General features: G+C 63.8%; 18 protein-coding genes and 1 pseudogene. 10 read left to right on the top strand and 9 right to left on the bottom strand.

Features of this window, described 5'->3' with window-relative positions; all coding sequences use genetic code 11:
- From AC6I6S_RS16965 to AC6I6S_RS16950, 4 genes are all read right to left on the bottom strand, one after another.
- Positions 1–1,242: a CaiB/BaiF CoA transferase family protein gene (locus AC6I6S_RS16965; protein WP_497951789.1), complete on the bottom strand. Its 1,242-nt coding sequence runs from the start codon at positions 1,240–1,242 to the stop codon at positions 1–3.
- Between the two features lie 30 nt (positions 1,243–1,272).
- Complete coding sequence (locus tag AC6I6S_RS16960) at positions 1,273–2,439, bottom strand: acyl-CoA dehydrogenase family protein (RefSeq protein WP_497951787.1); 1,167 nt, start codon at positions 2,437–2,439, stop codon at positions 1,273–1,275.
- Complete coding sequence (locus tag AC6I6S_RS16955; protein ID WP_497951786.1) at positions 2,436–3,791, bottom strand: aspartate aminotransferase family protein; 1,356 nt, start codon at positions 3,789–3,791, stop codon at positions 2,436–2,438. The genes AC6I6S_RS16960 and AC6I6S_RS16955 overlap by 4 nt, the downstream gene beginning before the upstream one ends.
- A gap of 152 nt (positions 3,792–3,943) precedes the next feature.
- Positions 3,944–5,203 carry a M20 family metallopeptidase gene (locus AC6I6S_RS16950; RefSeq protein WP_497951784.1) on the bottom strand — a complete coding sequence of 420 codons (1,260 nt, stop codon included), beginning with the start codon at positions 5,201–5,203 and terminating at the stop codon, positions 3,944–3,946.
- Positions 5,204–5,369: 166 nt separating this feature from the next.
- On the opposite strand from AC6I6S_RS16950, the gene AC6I6S_RS16945 reads away from it, so the two are divergent.
- From AC6I6S_RS16945 to AC6I6S_RS16915, 7 genes are all read left to right on the top strand, one after another.
- The gene (locus AC6I6S_RS16945) at positions 5,370–7,028 is read left to right on the top strand and encodes a thiamine pyrophosphate-binding protein (protein WP_497951783.1); all 1,659 of its coding nucleotides are present in this window, start codon (positions 5,370–5,372) and stop codon (positions 7,026–7,028) included.
- A 90-nt stretch (positions 7,029–7,118) separates the two neighbouring features.
- Complete coding sequence (locus AC6I6S_RS16940; RefSeq protein ID WP_497951782.1) at positions 7,119–8,258, top strand: ABC transporter substrate-binding protein; 1,140 nt, start codon at positions 7,119–7,121, stop codon at positions 8,256–8,258.
- Between the two features lie 66 nt (positions 8,259–8,324).
- Positions 8,325–9,359: an ABC transporter ATP-binding protein gene (locus AC6I6S_RS16935; RefSeq protein ID WP_497951780.1), complete on the top strand. Its 1,035-nt coding sequence runs from the start codon at positions 8,325–8,327 to the stop codon at positions 9,357–9,359.
- A gap of 4 nt (positions 9,360–9,363) precedes the next feature.
- Positions 9,364–10,302: an ABC transporter permease gene (locus AC6I6S_RS16930; protein WP_497951779.1), complete on the top strand. Its 939-nt coding sequence runs from the start codon at positions 9,364–9,366 to the stop codon at positions 10,300–10,302.
- Positions 10,299–11,117, top strand: coding sequence for an ABC transporter permease (locus AC6I6S_RS16925; RefSeq protein ID WP_497951777.1), 819 nt, complete (start codon positions 10,299–10,301; stop codon positions 11,115–11,117). The genes AC6I6S_RS16930 and AC6I6S_RS16925 overlap by 4 nt, the downstream gene beginning before the upstream one ends.
- 87 nt (positions 11,118–11,204) lie before the next feature.
- A complete protein-coding gene (locus AC6I6S_RS16920; RefSeq protein ID WP_497951776.1) occupies positions 11,205–12,335 on the top strand; it encodes an arginase family protein in 1,131 nt (376 codons plus the stop codon).
- A 127-nt stretch (positions 12,336–12,462) separates the two neighbouring features.
- Positions 12,463–13,785 carry an aminotransferase family protein gene (locus AC6I6S_RS16915; RefSeq protein ID WP_497951775.1) on the top strand — a complete coding sequence of 441 codons (1,323 nt, stop codon included), beginning with the start codon at positions 12,463–12,465 and terminating at the stop codon, positions 13,783–13,785.
- A 6-nt stretch (positions 13,786–13,791) separates the two neighbouring features.
- Here the strand turns inward: AC6I6S_RS16915 and AC6I6S_RS16910 are convergent, their stop codons facing one another.
- Complete coding sequence (locus tag AC6I6S_RS16910) at positions 13,792–15,018, bottom strand: Zn-dependent hydrolase (protein WP_497951774.1); 1,227 nt, start codon at positions 15,016–15,018, stop codon at positions 13,792–13,794.
- Between the two features lie 161 nt (positions 15,019–15,179).
- Between AC6I6S_RS16910 and AC6I6S_RS16905 the strand changes: the two genes are divergently transcribed.
- Together AC6I6S_RS16905 and AC6I6S_RS16900 are read left to right on the top strand one after the other, a co-directional pair.
- Positions 15,180–15,626: a GNAT family N-acetyltransferase gene (locus tag AC6I6S_RS16905; protein ID WP_497951772.1), complete on the top strand. Its 447-nt coding sequence runs from the start codon at positions 15,180–15,182 to the stop codon at positions 15,624–15,626.
- Positions 15,627–15,732: 106 nt separating this feature from the next.
- Positions 15,733–17,022 (top strand): ArgE/DapE family deacylase, encoded by a 1,290-nt coding sequence (locus AC6I6S_RS16900; protein ID WP_497951771.1) that lies wholly within the window; start codon positions 15,733–15,735, stop codon positions 17,020–17,022.
- 294 nt (positions 17,023–17,316) lie between these two features.
- Here AC6I6S_RS16900 and AC6I6S_RS16895 read toward each other — a convergent pair.
- Positions 17,317–17,553: pseudogene (locus AC6I6S_RS16895) on the bottom strand (IS6 family transposase); the annotation flags it as partial.
- A 311-nt stretch (positions 17,554–17,864) separates the two neighbouring features.
- On the opposite strand from AC6I6S_RS16895, the gene AC6I6S_RS16890 reads away from it, so the two are divergent.
- Complete coding sequence (locus AC6I6S_RS16890; RefSeq protein WP_497951769.1) at positions 17,865–18,182, top strand: TRAM domain-containing protein; 318 nt, start codon at positions 17,865–17,867, stop codon at positions 18,180–18,182.
- A gap of 10 nt (positions 18,183–18,192) precedes the next feature.
- Here the strand turns inward: AC6I6S_RS16890 and AC6I6S_RS16885 are convergent, their stop codons facing one another.
- The 3 genes from AC6I6S_RS16885 to AC6I6S_RS16875 form a co-directional block, all read right to left on the bottom strand.
- A complete protein-coding gene (locus AC6I6S_RS16885; RefSeq protein ID WP_497951768.1) occupies positions 18,193–18,558 on the bottom strand; it encodes a hypothetical protein in 366 nt (121 codons plus the stop codon).
- A 100-nt stretch (positions 18,559–18,658) separates the two neighbouring features.
- On the bottom strand, positions 18,659–21,376 hold the full coding sequence (locus AC6I6S_RS16880; protein ID WP_497951767.1) for a DEAD/DEAH box helicase: 2,718 nt from the start codon (positions 21,374–21,376) through the stop codon (positions 18,659–18,661).
- Positions 21,377–21,378: 2 nt separating this feature from the next.
- Positions 21,379–22,902 carry a ribonuclease H-like domain-containing protein gene (locus tag AC6I6S_RS16875; RefSeq protein WP_497951766.1) on the bottom strand — a complete coding sequence of 508 codons (1,524 nt, stop codon included), beginning with the start codon at positions 22,900–22,902 and terminating at the stop codon, positions 21,379–21,381.
- Positions 22,903–22,983 lie beyond the last annotated feature (81 nt).

The following is a 22,983-nucleotide window of genomic DNA, read 5'->3' as shown; positions in this document are numbered from 1 at the left end:
TCAGACGACGTCGTCGGCTTCGAGTGTTGCTATTTCGTCGGCGTCGTAGCCGAGTTCGGCGAGGACGTCTGCGGTGTGCTCGCCGAGTTCAGGTGGGTGCCGAGTGAGTTCGGTTGCGGATCTCGAGAAGTGCATCGGGCTGCCGGCCATCTCGATCCGGCCGACCGACGGGTGGTCGACGCTGACGTGCATCCCGCGAGCGCCGGTCTGCGGGTGATCGAAGACGGCTTCCATGTCGTTTATCGCTCGGGCGGGAACGTCCGCGTCGTCGAGTAGTGCTGCGAGTTCGTCGGTCTCGAACGCGGCGAACTCGTCCACGAGGATACGTTCGAGGGTGTCCCGGTGTTCGACTCGGTCGGCGTTTGTCGCGAACCGATCGTCCTCGAGGAGATCGGTGCGCTCTATGGCCGCACAGAGCGCCCGCCAGAGTTTCTCGGAGGCGGCGGCAACGACGATGTAGCCGTCCCGGGTTGGAAAGGCCTGGTAGGGGACGATCGTCGGGTGTCTGCTTCCCATTCGACCCGGTGATTCGCCCGTCGCGAAGTAGCTGCTGGCCATGTACGACATCCAGGCGACCTGTCCGTCGAAGAGGCTGACGTCGATCTTCTGCCCGCCGCCGTCTTCGTGTGTGCCGAACGCCCGGCGAAAGAGTGCAGCCAGGATTGCTTGCGTCGCGTACATCCCCGCACCGATGTCAGCGACCGCGACGCCGACGCGAACTGGCGGTCCGCCGTCCTCCCCGGTGATGCTCATCAGCCCGCTTTCGGCCTGCATGATCAGGTCGTACGCCGGTTTCTCTGCGTACGGCCCCCACTCGCCGTACCCCGACAGCGAGCAGTACACCAGGTCGGGGTTCTCCGATCTCAGATCCTCGTACCCCAGCCCCCACTCCTCGAGCGTTCCGACGCGGAAGTTCTCGACGAAGACGTCGGCATCCGCGATCAGCGACCGGAGGATGTCCCGTCCCCGGTCGCTCTTGAGGTTGAGCGTGATCGAGCGCTTGTTGCGATTGACGCTGGCGTAGTAGGCGCTCACACCGTCGTCGCCCTCGCCGAATTGCGGCGGATACCAGCCGCGGGTCTGATCGCCGACGCCCGGTCGCTCAATTTTGATCACGTCCGCGCCGAGGTCTGCCAGCTGCATCGTACAGAACGGCCCGACGAGGACCTGCGAGGCGTCGACGACGGTGACGCCCTCGAGCGGCCCCTCCTGTGTCTCGGATTCGCGTGCTTCTCCAACCATGTCTTATCGAGTATCGTGACGCCTCATCCATTAGTCATACGCAGGAATCCCGGTGAGATCGTGGCCGAGGACGAGGGTGTGGATGTCGTGGGTTCCCTCGTAGGTGTACACCGTCTCCATGTTCGCCATGTGGCGCATCGGTGAGTAGTCGGTCGTAATGCCGTTGCCCCCGAGCATCTCGCGAGCGATGCGGGACTGGTCGCGAGCCATCCGGACGTTGTTTCGCTTGGCCATCGAGACGTGCTGCGGGCGGAGGTCGTCGCGCTCTTTGAGGTCGGCAAGACGGTAAGCCAGCAGTTGGGCGAGGGTGATCTGGGTCGCCATCTCCGCGAGCTTGTCCTGTTGCAGCTGGAAGCGGGCGATCGGGCCGCCGAACTGCTCTCTGTCGTTGGCGTACTGACGAGCCTCCTCGAAGCAGTCACGTGCCGCACCAACCGCACCCCAGGCGATGCCGTAGCGCGCCTGGGTGAGACACGACAGCGGCCCCTTCATCCCCTCGACGTCCGGCAGCACGTTCTCCTCGGGCACCCGCACGTCGTTCAGACCGATCTCGCCCGTAATGGAGGCGCGCAGCGAGAGCTTTTCGTCGATCTTGTTCGTACTGACGCCGTCGCGGTCCGTCTCCACGAGGAACCCCCGCACCGGATCGTCCTCGCTCGAGCGATCTTTCGCCCACACCACCGCAATGTCCGAAATCGGGGAGTTGGTGATCCAGGTCTTCGAGCCGTTCAGGACGTACCCATCGGAGTCCCGTTCAGCGTGCGTTTCCATCCCCGAGGGGTTCGAACCGTGCTGGGGCTCGGTGAGACCGAAACAGCCCACCGCCTCACCCTCGCCGAGTTTCGGCAGCCACTCTTCCTTCTGGTCCTCACTACCGTAGGCGTGAATCGGGTACATGACGAGCGCACCCTGCACCGAGGCCATCGATCGCAATCCGGAGTCACAGGCCTCGAGTTCCTGCATCAACAGGCCGTAGGCGGTCTCGGAGACGCCGGGCGAACCGTAGCCCTCGAGATTCGGCGCGTAAAAGCCCATCTCGCCCATCTCGGGGATGAGGTCGGTCGGGAACGTGCCGTTCTCGTAGTGGTCGCCGATATCGGGACGCACCCGCTCGTCGACGAACTCCCGTGCGGTGTCGCGGATTAGCCGCTCTTCGTCATCGAGGTCTGCCTCGAGCGAGACGTAATCGAGACTCATCGGTCCTCGTCGACTGCGGTTTCGATCGCCGAGCAGATCACGTCCATGCCGACCTCGGCCTGGCGGTCGGTGAGGACGAGCGGCGGGATCAGTCGCAGGACGTTTCCGTGACGGCCCGCGCTCCAGACGAGGACGCCGTGTTCGTAGCACCGCCGCTGGATATCGAGGACGAGATCCTTCGCCGGGCCGTCGGCGTCGACGAACTCCACGCCGACGAACAGCCCCTTCCCGCGGACGTCACTGATCTCCGAGACGCCGGCGGTGAGTTCCTCGAACCGGCCGCGGATCTCCTCGCCGAGTCGCTGCGCGTGAGAGAGGAGGTCGTGTTCCTCGATGTACTCGATCGCCCGGAGACCACCGACCATCGCCGGAACGTTACCGCGGAACGTCCCGACGTGGCCGCCCGGCCCCCACGTGTCGAGTTCGTCGCGGTACAGCATCGCGCCGATCGGCAGCCCGGTACCTCCGAGGGCTTTGGCCATCGTGATCGCGTCGGGCGTGACGTCGAAGTGATCGGAGGCGAACCACTCGCCGGTGCGCCCGAGTCCGGTCTGGATCTCGTCGACGATCAACAGCGCGTCGTTGTCGTCGGCGATGTCACGGAGACCCTGCAGGAAGTCCGCTGGCGGAACGACCACACCGCCTTCGCCCTGGATCGGTTCGACCCAGATACCGGCCGGCGACTGGTGGCCACCGTAGGGGTTCTCGAACTTCCGCTGGACCGCGTCGAGCGCCCGGTCGGTGTCGACGTCGTTCGACGGGGCGGGATACGGAACGTGGACCGCGTCGGGAAGCAACGGCGCGTATCCCTTCTTGTACTTCTTGCCGGCGGTGAGGCTAAGTGCCCCGGCGGTCGTCCCGTGATACGACCCCTCGAAGGCGAGGAGGCCGTGCCGACCCGTGTTGTGCTTTGCGAGTTTGATCGAGCCCTCGATGGCGTCGCTGCCGCTCGGCCCCCCGAAGATCACCTTGCTGTTGCCGCTGAGGTCGCCCGGCGCGATAGCGTCGAGTTTCTCGATCAGGTCGAGGCGCGCCTCGGTCGGGAAGTCGATCGTGTGGGTGTAGCGGTCGAGTTGCTCGTGGACGCCCTCGAGGACGTACGGGTTCGAGTGACCGACGTTCAGGACGCCGATTCCCGCGAAGAAGTCGAGAAAGGTGTTCCCGTCCGCGTCGCGGACGGTCGCTCCCTTCGCCTCCTCGAGGGCGATGGGAACGCGTCGCGGGTACGCGACCGCGTTGCTGTCGACGTTGCGCTGTCGCTCGAGTAGGGCCTCCGACCGCGGCCCCGGAACGCGGTCTACGTCAGGCTCCTCGGAGAAGTGAACGTCTTCGATCGCAGGTCCGGTTGCCATACGGTTGCATTCGCCTCATCGCATATATATTGTTCCACCTTCAATGGAGGGATCGTATTTTGTGTGTGGTCCAACTTCCGAAGAATGTTTAGTACTGAGCGCGATAATCTTCGGCCGGTCGAAAGGATAGTCTGGACCAGCCGGTAGACGGATCACGCTGCAGATTGCTCGAGGAATCGTCGCGCCGTCTCCGCGACGAGTTCGGTTCCCGTCTGGACGTCTGACCAGCGGATGGTTTCGTTCGGAAAGTGCGCCTGCTCGATGCTCCCGGGTCCGAACACGACGCTCGGAACGCCGACGTCGGTGTAGAACCGCGAGTCCGCGCAGTACGTCTGACCGACCGGCTCGCCCGTCCCGCGACCGGCGTCTCGTAGCGTTTGACGGAGGGCGTCGGCGATCGGCTCATCCGGATCGATCTCCGACGGCTCGAAGTGAATGCCGCGTCGCTCGAATCGCGGCGGGTGTGCGCGCAACCACTCGCGGTCTGCGACGACCTCCTCGAGTCGCTCGCGAAAGGCCGCCTCCACGGCGGCGTCGGATTCGTCGGGCAGGTAGCCGACGCGGACCTCCGCGAGCAGTCGGGAGGGAACGCTCGAGGCCCACGTCCCCGCGTCGACCGTGCCGATGTTGACCGGGCAGTTCACCGGATACTCGTAGAGCGGATGCTCGAGGCGGTCGTGGCGCTCGGCCTCGAGGTCTCGAAACGCGTGTCTGATGGCCTCGAAATGGGGGAGTACCGATTCGCCGTTCCACCGGCTCGCGGCGTGGGCCGACCGGCCGGAGAGTTCGAGTTCGGCGATAAACACGCCCGCGGTCGCGACCATGACGTCGAACTCCGTCGGCTCCGCGACGACCGCGGCGTCGCGGTCGAAGGGATACGGGTTCTCCAGGGCGGCCATCGGCGCGCCGATTCCGCCTTCCTCTTCGCCGGTGACGCTCTCGACGACGATGCGACCATCGAGGTCCGTCCGCGCCTCGTCGTGGAGCGCGCGAGCGGCGAACACGAGCATCGTGAGCTGACTCTTCATGTCGGCCGCGCCGCGAGCGGTGAGCGAATCGCCGTTCCAGGTCGGTTCGAACGGCTCGGAGTCCCAGGCAGGCCGGTCGACGGGGACGACGTCGACGTGGCCGTTCAACACGAGCGTCGGACCCGCGTCGGGGTCGCCGAACTCGAGGACACCGCCGACGCTCGGTCGGTTCGCCGCGTCAATGTCAGCGGCGCCGGGAAACGCCTCGAGGGATGCCAATCGTTCTGCGTCTGCTTCCCAGGTGTACGTCTCGAACCCGAGTTCGGAGAGGCGCTCTCGAAACCACTCCTGGGCCGGTCGTTCGTTGCCGCTCGTCGATTCGAACCGTAACAGCTCCTCGGTGAACGCGCGCTGGTCGACATCGTACCCGCTAGCGATTCCCATACACACGACTACGATTCGTGGACCAAATCGTTTCTCTAATAAAAACTGATAGTTCCCTTCGAGAGTATCGGCCCGCAGAACGATGATCGTCGGTCGTTGAGATAGTACAGTGTCATGTGTGTTACCGTATGGAAAAGTTCATATGACTCGTCTTGACATACGGCGTATGCCTGCAACTGGTGCGGAGCTCTTTGCTAACGCCCTCGAGTCGTATGGCGTGACCCACGTGTTCGGAAACCCCGGGACGACCGAGATACCGCTGCTCGAGGCGCTCGGGGAATCGGATCTCGAGTACGTGATGGCGCTTCACGAGGATATTGCGGTCGGGATGGCCGGCGGATACGCCAGCACGCGCCGCTATCATGGACACACCGACCCGGACGTCTGCCCGCTGGGCGTTGCGAATCTCCACATTGCGCCGGGGACGGCCCACGGACTCGGTAACCTCTACGCCGCACACATCGGCGGCGCGCCGCTTCTGGTGACCGCGGGGAACCACGCGACGGACCAACAACATGAGGAGCCGCTCCTTCACGGAGATCTCCAGCAGCTGACCCGGCAGTTCACGAAGTGGACCGCCGAGGTAGCGGACGTCGAGGCGCTCCCGACGATGCTCCGGCGGGCGGTGCGGGTCGCGCTGACGCCGCCGACCGGCCCGGTGTTTCTCAGTCTTCCGATCGACGTGATGACGGCCGAAACCGAGTCGGACCCCGAGCCGCTCGGTCGGATCCCGTCGGCCGGTGCGGGCGACCGGGCTGCCAGCGAGCGGGCAGCCGACGCGCTGCAGTCGGCCGAGGAGCCGGTGATGATCGTCGGTGACGCAATCGCTCGCAGCGGGCCGGAAGCGGTCGAGGCGACCGTCGACCTGGCTGAGGCCATCGGTGCCCGCGTGCACGGCGAGATCCTGTTAGCCGAAGTCCCGTTCCCGACGGACCACCCGCAGTACCTCTCGCACCTGCCGGAGGCCGTTGACGCGGTGCAGGCGTTGCTCGAGACCGACACCGTTGCGTTCATCGGCTGCTCGACCAACGTCGCCATGATGCCCCACGACGATCCGCTCGTCGATCCGTCGACGACGACGATCCACGTGGGCGAGGATCCGTGGGAACTCGGAAAGAACGAACCCGCTGACGTCAGCGTAATCGGCGACCCCGGCGAGGTCGTCAACGACATCCGCGAGCACGTAGACGAGACGGCGCCAAATCTGGAGGCCCACGACCCCGTCCGGGAGTGGATCGAATCGGAGGTCCTCGTCTCGGATGATGCATCCGGGGAGGGACGGTCGAAGGCCGCACTGATCGATACACTCGCGGAAACGGTTCCGGACGCCCGGGTCGTCGACGAGAGCGTGACGACCCGCTACGCGCTGCTGTCGCGGTGGCCGCTCGAGCACGGCCAGTACATCGGGAACAAGTCGGGCGGCCTCGGCTACGGCCTTCCCGCCGCAGTCGGGGCGGCCGTCGCAGAGAGCGAGTCGTCGACCCCCCGTCCGGTTATCGGACTCGTGGGGGACGGCTCGTACCTCTACTACCCGCACACGCTGTACACGGCGTCGCGGTACGATATCGATCTGTCCGTCGTCGTCTCGAACAACTACACGTACCGCATTCTCAAGGAGAACACCGTCGCGTTGCTTGGCGGGAGCATCGACGACTATCTATTCCCTGGCATGACGTTCGACCCGCCGGTCGATTTCGCTCTCAACGCCCGGAGCCACGGTGCGAGCGCACAGCAGGTCGGCACCGACGACGACCTCGCGTCCGCCCTCGAAGAAGCGACCGGAGACGAGGGGCCAACGGTACTGGACGTGACGGTGAGAGATTGAATATAAACTAATATTATCTCCTCAGTTAGAAATGATTGCTACTAAGGCTGCTACGGTAGTTTTATGTGCAATTGGTTAGTTTGGTCCGGTATGCCAGACCATGACTGTCTCAGGAGCCGTCGGACGGTTCTCAAAGGCGTAGGGGCGGGGGGGATCGCCGCGCTATCCGGGTGTCTCGGTGATGATGACGAAGAGTACGTCCATCCGATCGATATCGAATCGTTCCCAGTAGAGGAGTACGAGTCGTCGGTGAACGTCTGGAACTGGTACACCGACTGGGTCGACTGGCACATCGACCCCTTCCAGGAGAGCTACGATGGAATCGATCAGGTGAACACCCAGGCGTACTCCGGTCCGAGCGAGTGGTACTCTCGGCTCGAGGCAGGAAACGACGAAATCGACACCATCTCAGCGACCAACGAGTGGGTCGTCCGGGCGATGAACAACGACTACCTCGAGCCACTGCCAGTAGAGCGGATGGAAGCGTGGGATACGCTCACCCAGCTCGCCCAGGAGGACGCCGAAGAACACTACAGCATGGATGGTGAGATTTACGCCATCCCGGAGTCGGTCGTAATGCAGCCATCGTTGACGTACAACGAGGACTACTTCGACAGCCCGCCGGACTCCTGGAGTATTCTCTGGGACGAGGACCTAGAGGGGATGATGTTCATGGAAGACTGGGCCGAGGTGGCCTGTCGAATCGCTGCCCTCTACACCGGTCAGGATCCGAACGATCCGTCCGACTTCGAGGAGATCGAAGAAGTGCTCGTCCAGCAGCGGGATCTAAACGTTACCTACTGGAACGAGTTCTCCTCGGCGATGGAGATGTTCGTCAACGAGGAGGTCGTGGTCGGACCGCTTCGCGACGGGCGGACGTGGATGGCCCGCTTCCTCAACGACTCCCCGATCAACTACGCAGTTCCGGACGAGGGAATGATGTACACCTACGACAACTTCGTTATTCCCGAGGGCGCCCCGAACCCGCGAGCGGGCGCCGCCTGGATCGACCACGGCGGGCAGATCTCCTCGAGAGTACAGCTGTTCGCCCAGATGGGGTACGTCCCGCCGATCGACAACCTCGAGGACGAACTCGCGGAAGTCGTCTCCGAGGAAGAAGCCGCGTTCGCCGACTGGCTCGATCCCGACGAGCTCATCTTCATCGAACCGCTCGAGGAGGAGGTTCTGGATCGCTACGACGAGATTTGGACGACGGTCGTCGCCGGATAACGTGCCAGGGTTGTAACTATGTCAGTTTTACAGGTTCAAAACGTTCGAAAGGAGTACGGAGATGTAGTGGCCGTCAAGAACGCCTCCTTCGAGGTCGAAGACGGCGAATTCGTTTCGATACTGGGTCCGAGCGGCTCCGGGAAGTCGACGATGCTTCGCATGGTCTCGGGGTTCGAAACGCCGACAAGCGGAGAGATCAGCATCAACGGCGAGGACGTCGTCGGCGTTCCGTCGTTCGAGCGCGACACCAACATGGTGTTCCAGAACCTCGCGCTGTTCCCGCACCTGACCGTCGCCGAGAACATCGCGTTCGGGCTGAAACGCCGGGGCGTCGGGAAACAGGAGCGCTCGAAACGCGTCGAGGAGATCCTCGAGGTCGTCGAACTCTCCGGCTACGGCGACCGAGAGATCGATCAGCTCAGTGGCGGCGAACAGCAGCGAATCGCGCTCGCTCGAGCCGTCGTCAACGAGCCGTCGATCATCCTCCTCGACGAGCCCCTGGCCTCTCTCGACCGGAAGCTACGCCAGCACATGAAGTTCGAACTCCAGCGCATCCAGGAGGAGACCGGCATCACCTTCCTCTACGTCACCCACGACCAAGAGGTCGCAATGTCGATCTCCGACCGGATGGTCGTCCTCAACGAGGGAGAGATCGAACAGAAGGGGACCGTAAAAGACATCTACGAACGGCCCGCGACCCGGTTCGTCGCGCAGTTCATGGGCGACATCAACGTCGTTTCCGGGACCGTTACGAACCGGTCGAACGGGACCGTCGACCTCGACGTCGACGGGGTTCCGCTGGCCGTTTCGGCTCCCACTCTCAACGCGGACCTCGACGCCGGCGAGACGGTCGATCTCGGCGTTCGGCCGACGCACATCGACCTCGCCGAGGCACCTGCCGAGGGCCGGTTGACCGGGACCGTCGAGAACCGGCTTTACTCCGGCGATACGACGGTGTATACCGTCAACGTCGGCGACACGGTGTTCAACGTCGAGACGGAAAACGGGGCGTTCGATGCCGGCGATTCCGTCGCGCTCGTCTGGGAGCCAAACCGCACGTTCATGTTCAAAAGCGGCGCCAACGTCGTTCACGGGGGATGAATCGATGACGACTTCCGCCGAGTCAGGGTCGACCGGTTCGAGCGCCCGCGAGCGCTCGAGGCAACTCGTCAGATCGGTGCTCGACGAGTTCCGCGATCGGCCGCGGCTCAGGATCCTGGTACTGGTGGGGCTGCCGGCGTTTACGTTGCTGATGTTTTTCGTCCTCCCGCTGCTGTTTATGGTCTGGCTGTCCTTTCTCGACGGGATGCCACCGGCGTCGTTTACGCTCGAGAACTACACGACGCTGCTGACGACCGACCTGTACCTGCGGGTCGTCTGGCGCACGACGGTGCTGACGGTCCAGACGACGGCGATCGTCGTCGTCCTGGGGTACACGCTCGCCTACAGCATGGCGAGATTCTCGAACCGGACGACGCTGCTGCTGTTGCTCGTCATCCTGCCGTTCTGGACGAACTACATCGTCAGGATGTACGCGCTGATCAACATCTTCAGCCGCGACGGCCTGATCGACTGGGTCCAGCTCGCCCTCGGTCTGGCACAGGAGCCAAGCGGGATCATGTACAGCCACACCGCAGTCCTGCTCGGGCTCACCTACGTCTGGTTGCCGCTGGCGACGCTGCCGTTCTACGCGTCGCTCGCGAACATGGACGAGAACCTGATCGAGGCCGCGAAGGACCTCGGTGCCGGCCCGATCGAGACGTTCTTCACCGTGACGCTCCCGATGACGAAAAACGGCGTGATCGGCGGCATCGTCCTCGTCGCCATCCCGACGTTCGGTGCGTTCGTAACGCCGACGCTGCTCGGCGGCACCGACCAGCTGATGATCGGGATGGTCATCGAGAACCAGTTCACCGAGTCGTTCAACTGGCCGTTCGGATCGGCGCTCAGCGTCCTCGTCTCGCTGTTCGTCGTCCTGATGCTGTTGCTGGGCGTCAAACTCGGTGCGGGCGACGTCATCACTCGCCAGGGTGATAGCCGATGATTCCTGCCAGTATCGAACGTGTCGCGGACAAGTACGGCCGGCAGATCGCGCTGGGGCTGATGTGGCTCGTCATCGCGCTGCTGTGGATTCCGATCGGCGTCGTGACGCTGATGTCGTTCGCCGCCGACCGTGCGCTGGCGTTCCCACCGGAGGAGTTCACACTCCACTGGTACGGCGAGTTCCTCGGCAACGATGCTGCGATCAGCGCGGTCCTGACCTCGCTGCAGGTGAGCGTCATCTCGACGATTCTCACCGTCATCCTCGCAACGATACTCGCGTACGCCATGACGAAGTACGACTTCCCCGGAAAGGGGCTGTTGCAGCTGGCCGTCACGCTGCCAATCATCGTTCCGCTAGTCGTCGTCGGGGTCGCTCTCGTCCTCTTCCTCGGGTTCGTGAACATCGGTACCGGCTTCTGGAGCGTCGTCATCGCCCACGTGATCCGGACCATTCCCTTCGCCGCGCTCATCATTATCCCGACGATGCTGCGCTTCGACGAGACGCTCGAGGAGGCCGCACAGGACCTCGGCGCCGACGAACTGGACACGTTCCTGAACGTGCGACTGCCGAACATCCTGCCCGGCGTCGTCGCGGGCGGGCTGCTGGCGTTTACGATCTCGTTCAACGAGTTCGTCTACACCTACTTCGTCCGCGACACGATGACCGAGACGCTGCCGGTCTACCTGTGGAACCAGATACGGTTCGAGGCCTCGCCGGAGGTCAACGTCATCAGCGTCGTGTTCCTCCTGGTCGCCGTCAGCATGATCATGCTGGCGATAGCGATCACGAACGTCCGACGCATCACGCTGCGGTAGCCCGCTCCAGCTTTCGAACCGACACACACTCTTTGCTCCGTCCGAAGATCCACCCACGATTGAGACGACATCGACGAAAACCCACCTATGACTGAGACGACACCACTGACCGTCTACTGGCACCACAAAACGACCGCTCACGAGCCGCCCCGAGGGGCGTTCAAACTCCCGTCGACGGAGCTGTTGGCCGTCGACGAACCCCATCCGGACCAGCCGGAGCGGGTCGAGAACATCAAACGAATCGTCGAGGCGGGCTTCGGCTCCGAGGCCGCGTTCAGAAGCACAGACCGCGCTTCCCGGGAAGCCATCGAGCGAGTACACGACCCGGAGTACGTCGCCTGGCTCGAGGAGTTCGCCGCAAGCGGCGGCGGCTACGTCGACGGAACGACGACGGCCGCGAACGAGGGGACTTACGAGGCAGCGAGCCACGGCGCCGGGGCGGCGCTCGCCGCGATCGACCACGCCCTCGAGGATCGGGACGGCGTCCCGTACGCGCTCACCCGGCCGAGCGGCCACCACGCCCAGACCGACCGGGCGGACGGCTTTTGCTTTCTCAACAACGCCGCGATCGGGGCCCAACGTGCACTCGACCGCGACCGCGAGCGCGTCGCGATCGTCGACTGGGACGTCCACCACGGCAACGGCACCCAGGAGATCTTCGAGGACCGCGACGACGTGTTGTTGATCAGCATTCACAACGATCACGGCGCCTGGGATCCCACGTACCACCCACAGACTGGCGGACTCGAGGAAGTCGGCATCGGCAACGGGGAAGGCTACACCGTCAACGTCCCGGTGCCGCCGGGAACCGGCAACGACGGGTACGAGCGCGTCTTCGACCGTCTCGTCGAACCGATCGTCTCGGCGTACGACCCTGACCTGCTCGTTTACAGCGCGGGCCAGGACGCCGGTCCCTCGGATCCGCTCGGGCGGAACGTCGTGACCCGCGACGGGTTTCGGACACTCGGCCGCCGCGCCAGCGACCTCGCCGAGACGGTCTGTGATGGGCGGTTCACCCTCCTCCAGGAGGGCGGCTACCAGATCAGTCACCTCGCGTTCGCGACGCTCGGCGTTCTCGAGGGCGCCACCGGGAGAACGATCGACTTACCGGAGTACGGAACCGGCGACCCGTTCGCGTGGCTCGAGGAGTCGACGGAGCCGCTCGAGGCGGCGCTCGAGGACGCCTGCGATCACCACGGTGAATACTGGTCGGTCTAGCGATCCCCGCTCTTGCTCGGACTGTATTCTACTGAGATGTGAGATGCGGATCAGAGTGCGACAAGTTGCCCCATATTCGAATTGAAAATCAGGGGAATTTATACGCTATCGTGCCATGTGTGAGGACATGGCATCCGAGCAGCCAGAGATCACAACACTGCAGTCGGCACTCCCCATCCCCCACTGGTACGATTCGGAAAGCGACGTCCCGACGCTGGTCGAGGGAGCGGGTGTCTCCGTCTTCGGCGACGACGGGACCGAGTACCTGGACTTCCAATCCCAGCTGTACTGCACCAACGCCGGCCACGACAACCGCCAGATCATCGATGGAATCACCGAGCAACTCGAGCGGATCCCGTACGTCTCCTCGGGGCGGCACAACGACACGCGCACCGAGTTGGCTACGCGGCTTCTCGAGATCTCGCCGGATCCATTGACGAAGACGGTGTTCTCGATTTCCGGGAGCGAGGCGAACGAGACCGCCGTGATGCTCGCCCGGGAGTACACCGGGTCGCCGAAAGTGCTCACGCGCTGGCGCTCCTATCACGGCGCGACGTACGGCACCGCCAGCCTGACCGGAGACACCGACACGCACACGGCGGTCCAGGCCCACGCCGCGACGACCGGGAACGCGAAGTTCCTGCCGCCGATTCCGGCGGCGTTCGACGGCGCGACCGGCGAGGAACTCGCCGAAAAGGCCGCCGACCACCTCGAGTTCGTCATCCGCAACGAGGGAGCCGAGTCGATCGCCGCGATCCTGACGGAGGTCGTCGCCGGCTCGAGCGGCGGTTTCACCGCGCCGCCTGGCTACTTCGAGCGCGTCAGAGCGCTCTGTGACGAGTACGACATCCTCCTGATCGCCGACGAAGTGATCACCGGCTTCGGCCGCTGTGGCGAGTGGTTCGGCGTCCAGACCGAAGGTATCGATCCGGATATGATCACGTTCGCGAAGGGCGTCACGAGTTCGTACGTGCCGCTTGGCGGCGTGTTGCTCACCGAGGAGATCGCCACCCACTTCGAGTCGGACGGATTCCCGGTCGGCCAGACGTTCGCGGGCCATCCGGTGGGCTGTGCCGCCGGCATCGCCGCGATCGACGCCTACGAGGACGGGTTGCTCGAGAACGGCCAGGCAGTCACACCGCACCTCGAGTCCCGTCTCGGCGCCCTCGAGGACCGGTTCGACGTCGTTACCTCGGTACACGGCCGGGGCCTGCTCTGGGGCGTCGAGTTCGCCGACCCCGAGACGGGGCAGCCGTTCGTCGATCCGCGGGTCGACGAGTCGGATAATCCCGTCAAGAAGGTACTGAAACGGACCGCAGACGACGGCATCCTGTACGGGCTGGGCCGCCCCGGGATCCAGCTTATCGTCGCCCCGCCGCTGTGCGTGAGCGAATCCGAGATCGACGAGGCCGTCGACGCGCTCGAGTCGGCGATCGAAGCCGTGTTCTGAGCGGCGTTACGTCGCCAGTCGATCGGTCGTTTTGGCGAAGACGGCCACGCCCTCGACGACGTCCTCCCACTCCGTGTACTCCGCTTCGTTGTGCGTTTTCCCGTCGACGCTCGGCACGAACAGCATTCCCGTATCCGTGATCTCGTTCAGGTACGACGCGTCGTGTCCCGCGCCGCTGACGATCTCCCGGTGTGAGGCGTCGACCGCGGCGGCGGCCTCGAGGGCGACGGTGCGAACGCGCTCTGCGAACTCCGTGTGCGGAATCCGCCAGATCTCCTCAAGGTCGAACTCCGTCCCCTCGCGCCGACACGCGTTCTCGAGTTCTCGCTCGGCGTGGGAAACGAGATCGACGACCACGTCGTCGTCGTAGCTCCGCACGTCGATGGTGAACGTCACCTCCGAGGGGATCACGTTGATCGAGCCGGGCGAGACTTCCAGCTCGCCGACCGTCGTGACGACGTCGTCCGCGAGCCGTCCCGAGAGCCGCCGAACGGCGGTGACGACGTCGGCCGCTGCGACGAGGGCGTCCCTGCGCGAGTGAGTCGGCGACGGTCCGGCGTGGTCCGAATCCCCGTAAATCGACGCTTCGAGCCAGGACATCCCGTAGACGCCCTCGACGACGCCGACCGAGAGGCCGTCTTCCTCGAGTTTCGGACCCTGCTCGATGTGTAACTCGAGATAGGCGTGATACTCCTCGGGCGGTTCGCACGGTTCGCTCCCCCGGTAGCCGATCTCTGCCAGCGCTTCCTCGACGGTGACGCCGTCCGCATCAGTCTGTGCGAGCGTCTCCGCGACGTCGAACTCGCCGATGAACGTTCCGCTGCCCATCAGGGCGGGTTTGAACCGGGCGCCCTCCTCGTTCGTCCAGTTGACGATCTCGACCGGCCGCCGGTGGTCGACGTCGTCGTCTTCGAGCGCCCTGAGCGTCTCCAGTGCCGCGAGAACGCCGAGTTGGCCGTCGAATCGGCCGCCGAACGGCTGTGAGTCGAGATGCGAGCCGATCAGTACTGGAGCGGCACTCGAGTCGGTTCCCTCGCGTCTCCCGAAGATGTTTCCGACCTCGTCGATCCGGACGTCGACGTCCAGTTCCTCGAGGTCGGCGACGAACGCGTCTCGAACCTCCCTGTCGGCTTCGGTGAGAGCAAGCCGATGAAGACCGTCGTTCTCGGTTCGTCCGATCTGTGAGTATCGTTCGAACGTCTCCCGGAGCCGATCCGTGTCAATCGTGACCATGGAAACAGTCTACGCGAAGCGGTGGTTAAACCCATCGGTCGCGTTCGATTCTGTCGACAGTACTGGAATCGAACGCAGCTTTTCGGAGTTCGGTTAGGTTGCCGTCCAAGACGAGTGGCGAATACAGGAACGCTTTTAATCGACAGCTCTGATGTAGTGGCATGTCTGATCATGGCACGTCTGAGGCGGCCGTTCGCGAGCTATCGAACGAAAACGAGTGGCAAGAGGCGTATCCGATCCTTCGGGAGCTTCGATCACACCTCGAGCCGGAGGAGATGGAACGACGACACCGACAGATGCACGAGGAGGGGTACCGCCTGTTCGGCCGATACGCCGACGGCGACCTCGTTTCGGTCGCCGGCGTCACGCTCGGGGTGAACTTCTACCTTGGCTCGTACTGCTTCGTTCACGACTTGATCACGACCGAGCAACGGCGGTCGGAAGGCCACGGTGGCGCCCTCCTCTCGCACCTCCACGACTGGGCTCGAGCGCAGGGGTGTGAGACGGTCGAACTGGAGTCCGGCCTCTGGCGTGACGACGCCCACGAGTTTTACGAAGACCTCGGCTACGAGCGGTACTGTTACTCGTTCAAATACGAACTCGAGTAATCAACCTATCCAAAGAAAATTCGGACGGAGAGCAAATTTGGTCGCTGTATTCGAACACTAACCGAACAAAACGCTTAACCGCGAGTTGTACGACAGTTGGTACCGTATGCCGACCCACGCAGCACTGTCCGATGCGATCCGCTCCAGAGAGGACGACCTCGTCTCGCTGACCGAGCAACTCGTCGAGGCGGCGTCCGTCACCGGCGACGAGCGACCGGCCCAGGAGGTCGTCGCCAGCTATCTCGAATCCCTCGGCCTCGAGCCCGACGTCTGGGAGCCAGATCCCGAAGCCCTTCGCGACCACGAGGCGTACTTCGAGACCTCCTCGTACGTCGAGTACGGGTACGACGGTCGGCCGAACGTCGCGACCCGGCTCGAGGGCGCCGACGGGAAGGCGCTCACGGTCGGCGGCCACATCGACGTCGTCGACGTGACCGACTCCGAGTGGGAGCGCGAACCCTGGACGCTGACCAGGGAGGGCGACACGCTGTACGGCCGCGGCGTCGCCGATATGAAAGGCGGTATCGCGGCGGTGTTGATCGCCATCGAAGCGATTCGTGACGAGGGAGTCGACCTCGGCGGCGACCTCATCTTCCAGAGCGTCATCGAGGAGGAAGACGGCGGGGTCGGTGGTACCCTGTCGGCCCTCGAGCGGGGGTACGTCCCCGACGCGGCGATCATCGCCGAGCCGTTCGACGTGCCCAACCTGTGTATCGCCAGCGCCGGCGTGATGTACTTTCGTGTAACCGTTCCGGGAAAGAGCGCCCACGCCGCGTGGGGTCACGAGGGCGTCAACGCGATCGGTAACGCGACGAGCGTCTACGAGGCGCTCGAGGAACTCGACGCAGAGCGGAAGGCCCGAATCGACTACCCGCCGGCCTACCAGGCCGATCCCGCGCTCGAGGGGCACGTGACGAACCTGAACGTCGGAATGATCGAGGCCGGCGACTGGCCGTCGACCGTTCCAAGCGAGGCGATTCTCCAGGGTCGGATCGGCTGGCCGCCGGGTGAGAGCCGACTCGAGGTCCGCGAACAGATCGAATCGGCGATCGACTCCGTCACAGAAAGCGACGCCTGGCTCGCCGACCACCCGCCAGAGATCGAATGGTTCGGCTGGCAGGCCGCCCCGCACGAAACGTCGACCGACGCCGAAATCGTCCAGATCGCGAAGGCGAACGCGGAGTCGGTTACCGGCGACACCGGCACGTTCGTCGGTGGGAACGCGGGCCTCGACGAGCGGTTCTTCGAACTCTACTACGACGCGCCTGCGGTTTCGGTCGGTCCCGAGGGGAACAACCTTCACGGCGCCGACGAGCACACGACGGTGTCCTCGCTGCTCGAGACCAGCGAGACGATCGCACACAGCATCGTCGACTATCTCGGTACGGACGAGTGATGCGTCGTTGCGTTCTGCGGACGTAGGGTGTCCGCCGTCCGCTCACGTTCCAAAATTCGTCAAACCCCGCGATGTACGACCTCCTGAGCAGATCTTCGAGCGTCATATCAAACAGAACCCACGATCTGCTCGTTTCTCAAACTGGTCTCACTAGACACTGACGGGCCAGCGGCACTGTCTAGCTCGGCCCCTCCGCCAGCATCTGTCCGTTGAGGGACTTATGTGGCCACCACGTGTTATAGTAGTTCCCAATCTACTCAAGATTCTTCAGGTAATACCCTGACTGCTCACTCACGAGTTATGGAAGCAGTCACCGCCAATCTTCAGCGTTTGAACCCTTGTTTCGATGAGGTTTCGGTCGCAGTAGTCGACCTGACCGCTCACCCCCAACCGGGTGAGGAAAGCCAAATAGCCGTAGCCATCGACGAGAAACACAGCGTCGGAGAGATCGTGTTTCTTGGTGATTCGATGCAGGAACACAGCGACAGAATCGGCACCTCGTCGTCCGAAGATTACGACATTGAAGATCAACTGTGAGTCATAATTATTGTGTAATTAGTACAATATAAACTACCGTGTATCTTGGCAGCGACCTTACCAAAAGCGACCTGGGACGACAAATCGTCCTCAGAACGATCCGCGTTCTGATGGCCGTACAAGAGCTTCGCTCTTGTGAACGTCGCAGTCCGCTCTCGCACCCAGTTCCGTTTCGAATTGCGAGTTGCGTTTCCCAGACGGCGATACTCCTCTCGGTCCCAGGCATCAACGGCCGACGGTCCTTGCCCCTGTTTTCCAGCGACCGAGCCACTATCTTTTTACTGAGAGATGTCGGTGATGAGGGCATGGGACGGTATCAACCGGGAAACCACGATTCGTATATCAAGTGTGAAGCGCCCAGATGTGGGGCAAACAACGCTCCGGAGGGGTCTCCCGAGTACGAGACCGAGTGTTGGCGGTGCGGGGAATCACTTGGTGGAAAACCACAGGTAGGCGATGAAGTAGTCGTCGACATCGTCGACGAGAAACCAGACGGAACCGCCGTGAGTAAGACAGACGGTGGGTTTGTGCTCTTTATCGATGAAGAAGTGTCGTCACTGCGAGCGACGGTTCGAGTGATCGACGTCGATGCGACACACGGGAAAGCGGAAGTAGTTACGTAGAGAGACGGGCTCAAGAAGGGTCTCGGTGCTGGTCCTGAACTGTATCCATCTTACACTGAACACAGAGATCGTCGAAAACACAGGCGATGTTGTCGTAGGGACAGTCGTGTTCTTCGACGGTGACGGACAGACTCCGCTTTGCGTTCTCCCACTCGAGGGCCCACTCTTCGATCCGCATATCCGCAGAGGTGAACACTACATCGCCGTCCCGATCGATGATCTTTACAGCGGTAACCGAGGGTTGCGTCTCTTTCACCAGGTCGATCGCCTCGTAGAACGACGAACAGCGAACTTCCTCGGTCCCGGAACGATCGTCCAGCAGTCGGACGATGATCGAACCATCGTACGTTTCGGTCGGGTCCAGGCCACCTGCCATTGTGCTGGCGTTGTGCTATCGGCCCAAAAGCACTGTGTCTCGCTGTCCCCTAGGACGGATTCCATATGCGGAATCCGCTGTCGTCCGCGATCGGCCTCTATCAGGAGTAGAAGACCGTGGGACGACGTTCGCCCCCGTACTCGTCCGGAAGGTGCGCTTCGAGCGCGTCTCGGTCACCGCGACCGAGGAGGTGCTCGAGGACGTCCACTGCGGATTCACGAAGCAGCGGCATATTGTCGTTCCCGCAGTTTTCGTCGAACGTACAGGCCGGACAGCCGTTGGGCTGCCCACACTGACAGTGTGCGAGCTGGTCGCGCGCTCGTTCAGCCAGCGCTTCGAAGTTCTGGTAGATGGCGCGTGCGAACCCGAGGCCGCCTTCGACACCGTCGTAGATGAACCACCCCGAGGAGGGCTGTCCGTCCAGCACCTGGGTCCGCTGCTCGAGCGCCGCCAGGGCGGCTTCGTAGGACTCACCCACTGAATCGGCGATCGAGTCGTACTCGTCGTGGGCGTAGTGGGTGTCCATCACGAGGGTCGCCAGCCCACCCAGGTCGTTCTTGTCGACTCTGAGCTCGAGCGGGGCGGTCTGGATCGTCGCGTGTTCTGCAGCGTGGAGCCCCGCGATGTAGCCCAGGTGTGCGATGGTCGTGTCCTCCGGATCGACGCCGGTTTCAATTCCGTACTCGCGGTATTTTCGGACCAGCGCCGCTTCGATGGCCTCCGGCACTTCGACCCAGCACAGTTGTGTGTCCATCAGGATGGGGGGCGTCTCCGTGGGGAGTCGCTGTTCTTTCGGGTCGCTGTTGCTGATGTACAGCTGATCGTAGGAGTGGTGATGAACGAGTACCGTTCCGCGACCGAAGTGGAGCGTGAAGCCGTTGACGTCGCGAGTTTCCTCGGACTCGGCGTCCAGCACGTTGACCCGGTTGCTGGTTCGGGTGTAGTACTCGCACTCGGTCGGCGCGAGTTCGATCACGGGTTGTGGCCGATTTTCGTCGAACGTGACGACCTCGAACTGCTGGCCGTTCTGGAGGCGAACGGCCCCTTCGTGGTAGTCTCGGTACGCCCGATTTCGCGCGACAGGCTCGAGGTCGAGGGTCTCGGGGAGATCCCAGCGCTCGCGGTCGACGTCGGGGGCGAGTCGCAACTGGAAGTCCATCTCCGTATTCCCGTAGAGGTTGACCCGAGTTTGGGGCCGCCCGGAACCACAGTAGTGGACTGCGCCCTCGAGATGACCGTCGACGAAGCCGGCCGCTCGCCACATCTCGACGGCCGCCCGGAGTCGGTCGGCTTCGGCGAACGTATCCAGGTCGGCCTCGTCGAGGGCGATTTCGTTGCTCGCACAGAGGACGTGGGTCGCGAAGACGGCGTTGTTCGACGTGTCGACGACGGCGTCCTCGACGTCGGTTTCGAGCAGGTACTCCGGGTGGGTGAGGACGTACTGATCGAGCGTGCGGTGATCGCCGACCATGACCGCGAGGCTGTGACTGGCCCCACGGCCCGCGCGACCGATCCGCTGCCAGAACGACTGGCGCTGGCCGGGATACCCCATGAGGACGGTCGCGTCCAGACTCCCGATGTCGATTCCGAGTTCGAGCGCCGACGTCGTCGCCAGCCCCGACAGCGCGCCCGTCTTGAACCCCTGTTCGCGTGTGTACCGCGTCCGCCGACCCAGCCCCGCGTTGTACGCTTTTCTGCCCGGCGTGCTGGAGCCGGCGTACTCCCGCCGATTACGCTGGTAGTGGTCGTCCGCTCGCTGGATACTCAACTCGGTGAGCTTGCGACTCGGACAGAACAGCAGCGTGCGGATATCGTGTGCAGTGAGGTGGTTGAACACCTTCGGTGCCTCGACGCTCGCCGGGACGCGGTCAGCGACCCCCTCGGAGTCGTCGCCAGCGTCGTCGTCCTTGTCGTCGGTCTCGAACGGGGCTTCGTCGGGGACGACTCGAGTCCTGTCCCGTGGCGGCGGGTTCCACAGCACGATATCGCGCGGTCCCCGCGGTGAGCCGTCGTCGTCGACCACCGTGACGGGGCCGTCGATAAGCGCCGTGGAGTGGTCGGCGGGATTGCCGATCGTCGCCGACGTCAGGATGTACTGGGGATCGCCGCCCCAGTAGTCGGCGACGCGGCGCATCCGTCGCAGGATCCACGCGACGTGCATCCCCTCGATGCCGGTGTAGGTGTGCGATTCGTCGATCGCGACGAGATCGAGGGCGCTGTAGAACCGACTCCACCTGTCGTGGTGCTGGAGGTAGACGTTCAGCCCGGCGAAGTTCGTGAGGACGACGTCCGCCTCCTCCCTGATCGCGCGCCGGTCGCCGGTCGTATCGCCGTCGTAGATCCGGACGCGGATCTGGAGCCCGAGTCGTTCGTACAGTTCCTCGAGTGACTCCCGCTGGTCGTTCGTCAGCGCCTTCATCGGGTAGACACAGAGCGCGGTCGACGCGTCGTTCTGGGCTGTGGCCCGGCTGCCGTCGGCGTTGAGCACCCCCGCATCGAGGAGGTTGCGGGCGATCTGCAGCCCGTAGATGTGGGTCTTCCCGCTCGAGGTCGACGTCGTAACCGCGACGTCGTCGTCGTCCGCGAGGGCCTCGAACGCCGCCGCCTGGTGGCTGTACAGCTCGTAGGGATAGGGGTCGGCGAGTTCGGGGCGCAGAACGTCAGTTGCGGGAACGCTCGCAGCCGGCCTCGCGGGCAACTGGATCGTTTCGACGTACTCGGAGTCGGACGTGAGCCCCGTTCGCGGGAACGTGTCGACGAGGCGCGGGCCGTCCAGGGCGATTCCACCGTCAGTGTTGTGAGGGTCGTTATCCGTCATGCTCAAAAGTCAGTGAGACCGGCCTGCTGGCCGTCGGCGCCACCGGCGCCGCTATCGGTCACGTCCCGTCGCGGCGCGTCGGTGACGGCTTCGTAGATGCACCAGAGCGCTCGACAGTCGTCTTCGCAGTAGCTCTCGTGTCGATCCCAGTCGGGTTCGCTTTCCGGCGTCTCCGGATTGCGCATGAACTCCCGGTAGGCGGCCGCCGTCTGGGCGCCGGTCAACCCGGTCCCCGCAGCGTCGTACCCGAGCGCACGGGCGACGTGATCGAGTTTGTTCGTCCGGCCCGGAAGAAGCGCGTTCCCGTCCCGAACCGCCCACTTGTACAGGTCGTACGTCCAGACGTCGTCCCACGCCTCGACGTACTCGGGCAGGTACTGCCGAAGGAACTGCTCGATACACGGATAGTCGAAGCCGTAGCCGTTCCAGGTGAGGACGGTTCGATCGCTGTGGGTGGCGAGAAACCAGGTCACGAACGCCTCGAGCACGGGCTTCGGGTCGTTCGGCGTTTGCCGCTCGATGAACGACTGGTGGCGATCAGTCGCGGGGTCGTACACACCGACCTGCCAGATGATCGTCGGGGTGAGCCCGTCCGTCTCGATATCCAGACAGAGCGGCGGCCGCCCGTCGCGGGTCTTGATCGGCGTCTTGTTCGTCAGGACGAGCGGGTCGCCCGAGTCAATGACGTCGGCGTGGGCGTGGATGGTTTCGGCTGTCGTCCGCCCGATACCGGGGAGGTCGGCGAGTTCACGAACGGCGATGTCCCGGACGTCGCTCGTCGTTCGACAGCCCGCCTCGCGGAGCCGGTCTGCAGTTGTTGCCCCGACCCCGGTCAGCGCTCGCAGCCCGAACTGATCGGCACGCACCGCCTCCGCAGCCACGGTTCCCTGCGGTGTGCAGGTGTACCGCGCGACCATCGGGTCGCCTCCACCGGTCGCCCCGAGTCCGGCGACCGGGACCGTGACCGACGAGTGGTCGGCGGGTAGGTCCCACTCGTGAGTGTACTCCACCGGCTGGCCGCCGGCGAGAACCGTAACCGGTTCCGGAACCGTCCGACAGATCCGCGCAAGGTGGTCGCTACAGGGAAGCGTCGCCGAGAGCGAGGTCGTATCCCACTCCACCGAAAGCTGTGGAACGATCAGAAACGTCGCCGCCTCGCGTCCAGTCGATCGCTCAGTGCTCTCGAGTTGTGCCTGCAGACGAGGGAGGATTTCGGTGTTCTGGACGGCGATGACGTCGATCGTCTCCGGCGGTGGCGCAGTGTCGGTCGTCTCGTGAACCCCTGTGTCTGCCCGGTACCGGTAGTGGCGAATCTGATCCCGGGTGCCGCCGAGTTGAGGATGTACGACCGGAATCTCTCGAGTCGCACTCCGGGCTGTGGCGTGGGCGACCGCACTTCGCGGGCCCGGAACGACGGCGAGGTGCGCCCCGAAATAGTGAGCGATATCGCGAATCGCCGACTGAGAGAGTCCCTCGAGGACCGGAGACGGAAGCGACAACAGCCCAAGCGTGTGCTCGTTTGCCATTCCTCTGTTCTGTTCGGAGTTGCGCCGGAGTTGGCATAAGAGTGGTCGTAGCACGGTGAAAGTGAAGCGGATCGCGAGCAG

Source organism: Natrononativus sp. DTA114 (genome assembly GCF_059736515.1).
The sequence above is the reverse complement of the archived record's forward strand: the minus strand, read 5'-3'. Positions and strand labels throughout refer to the sequence as shown.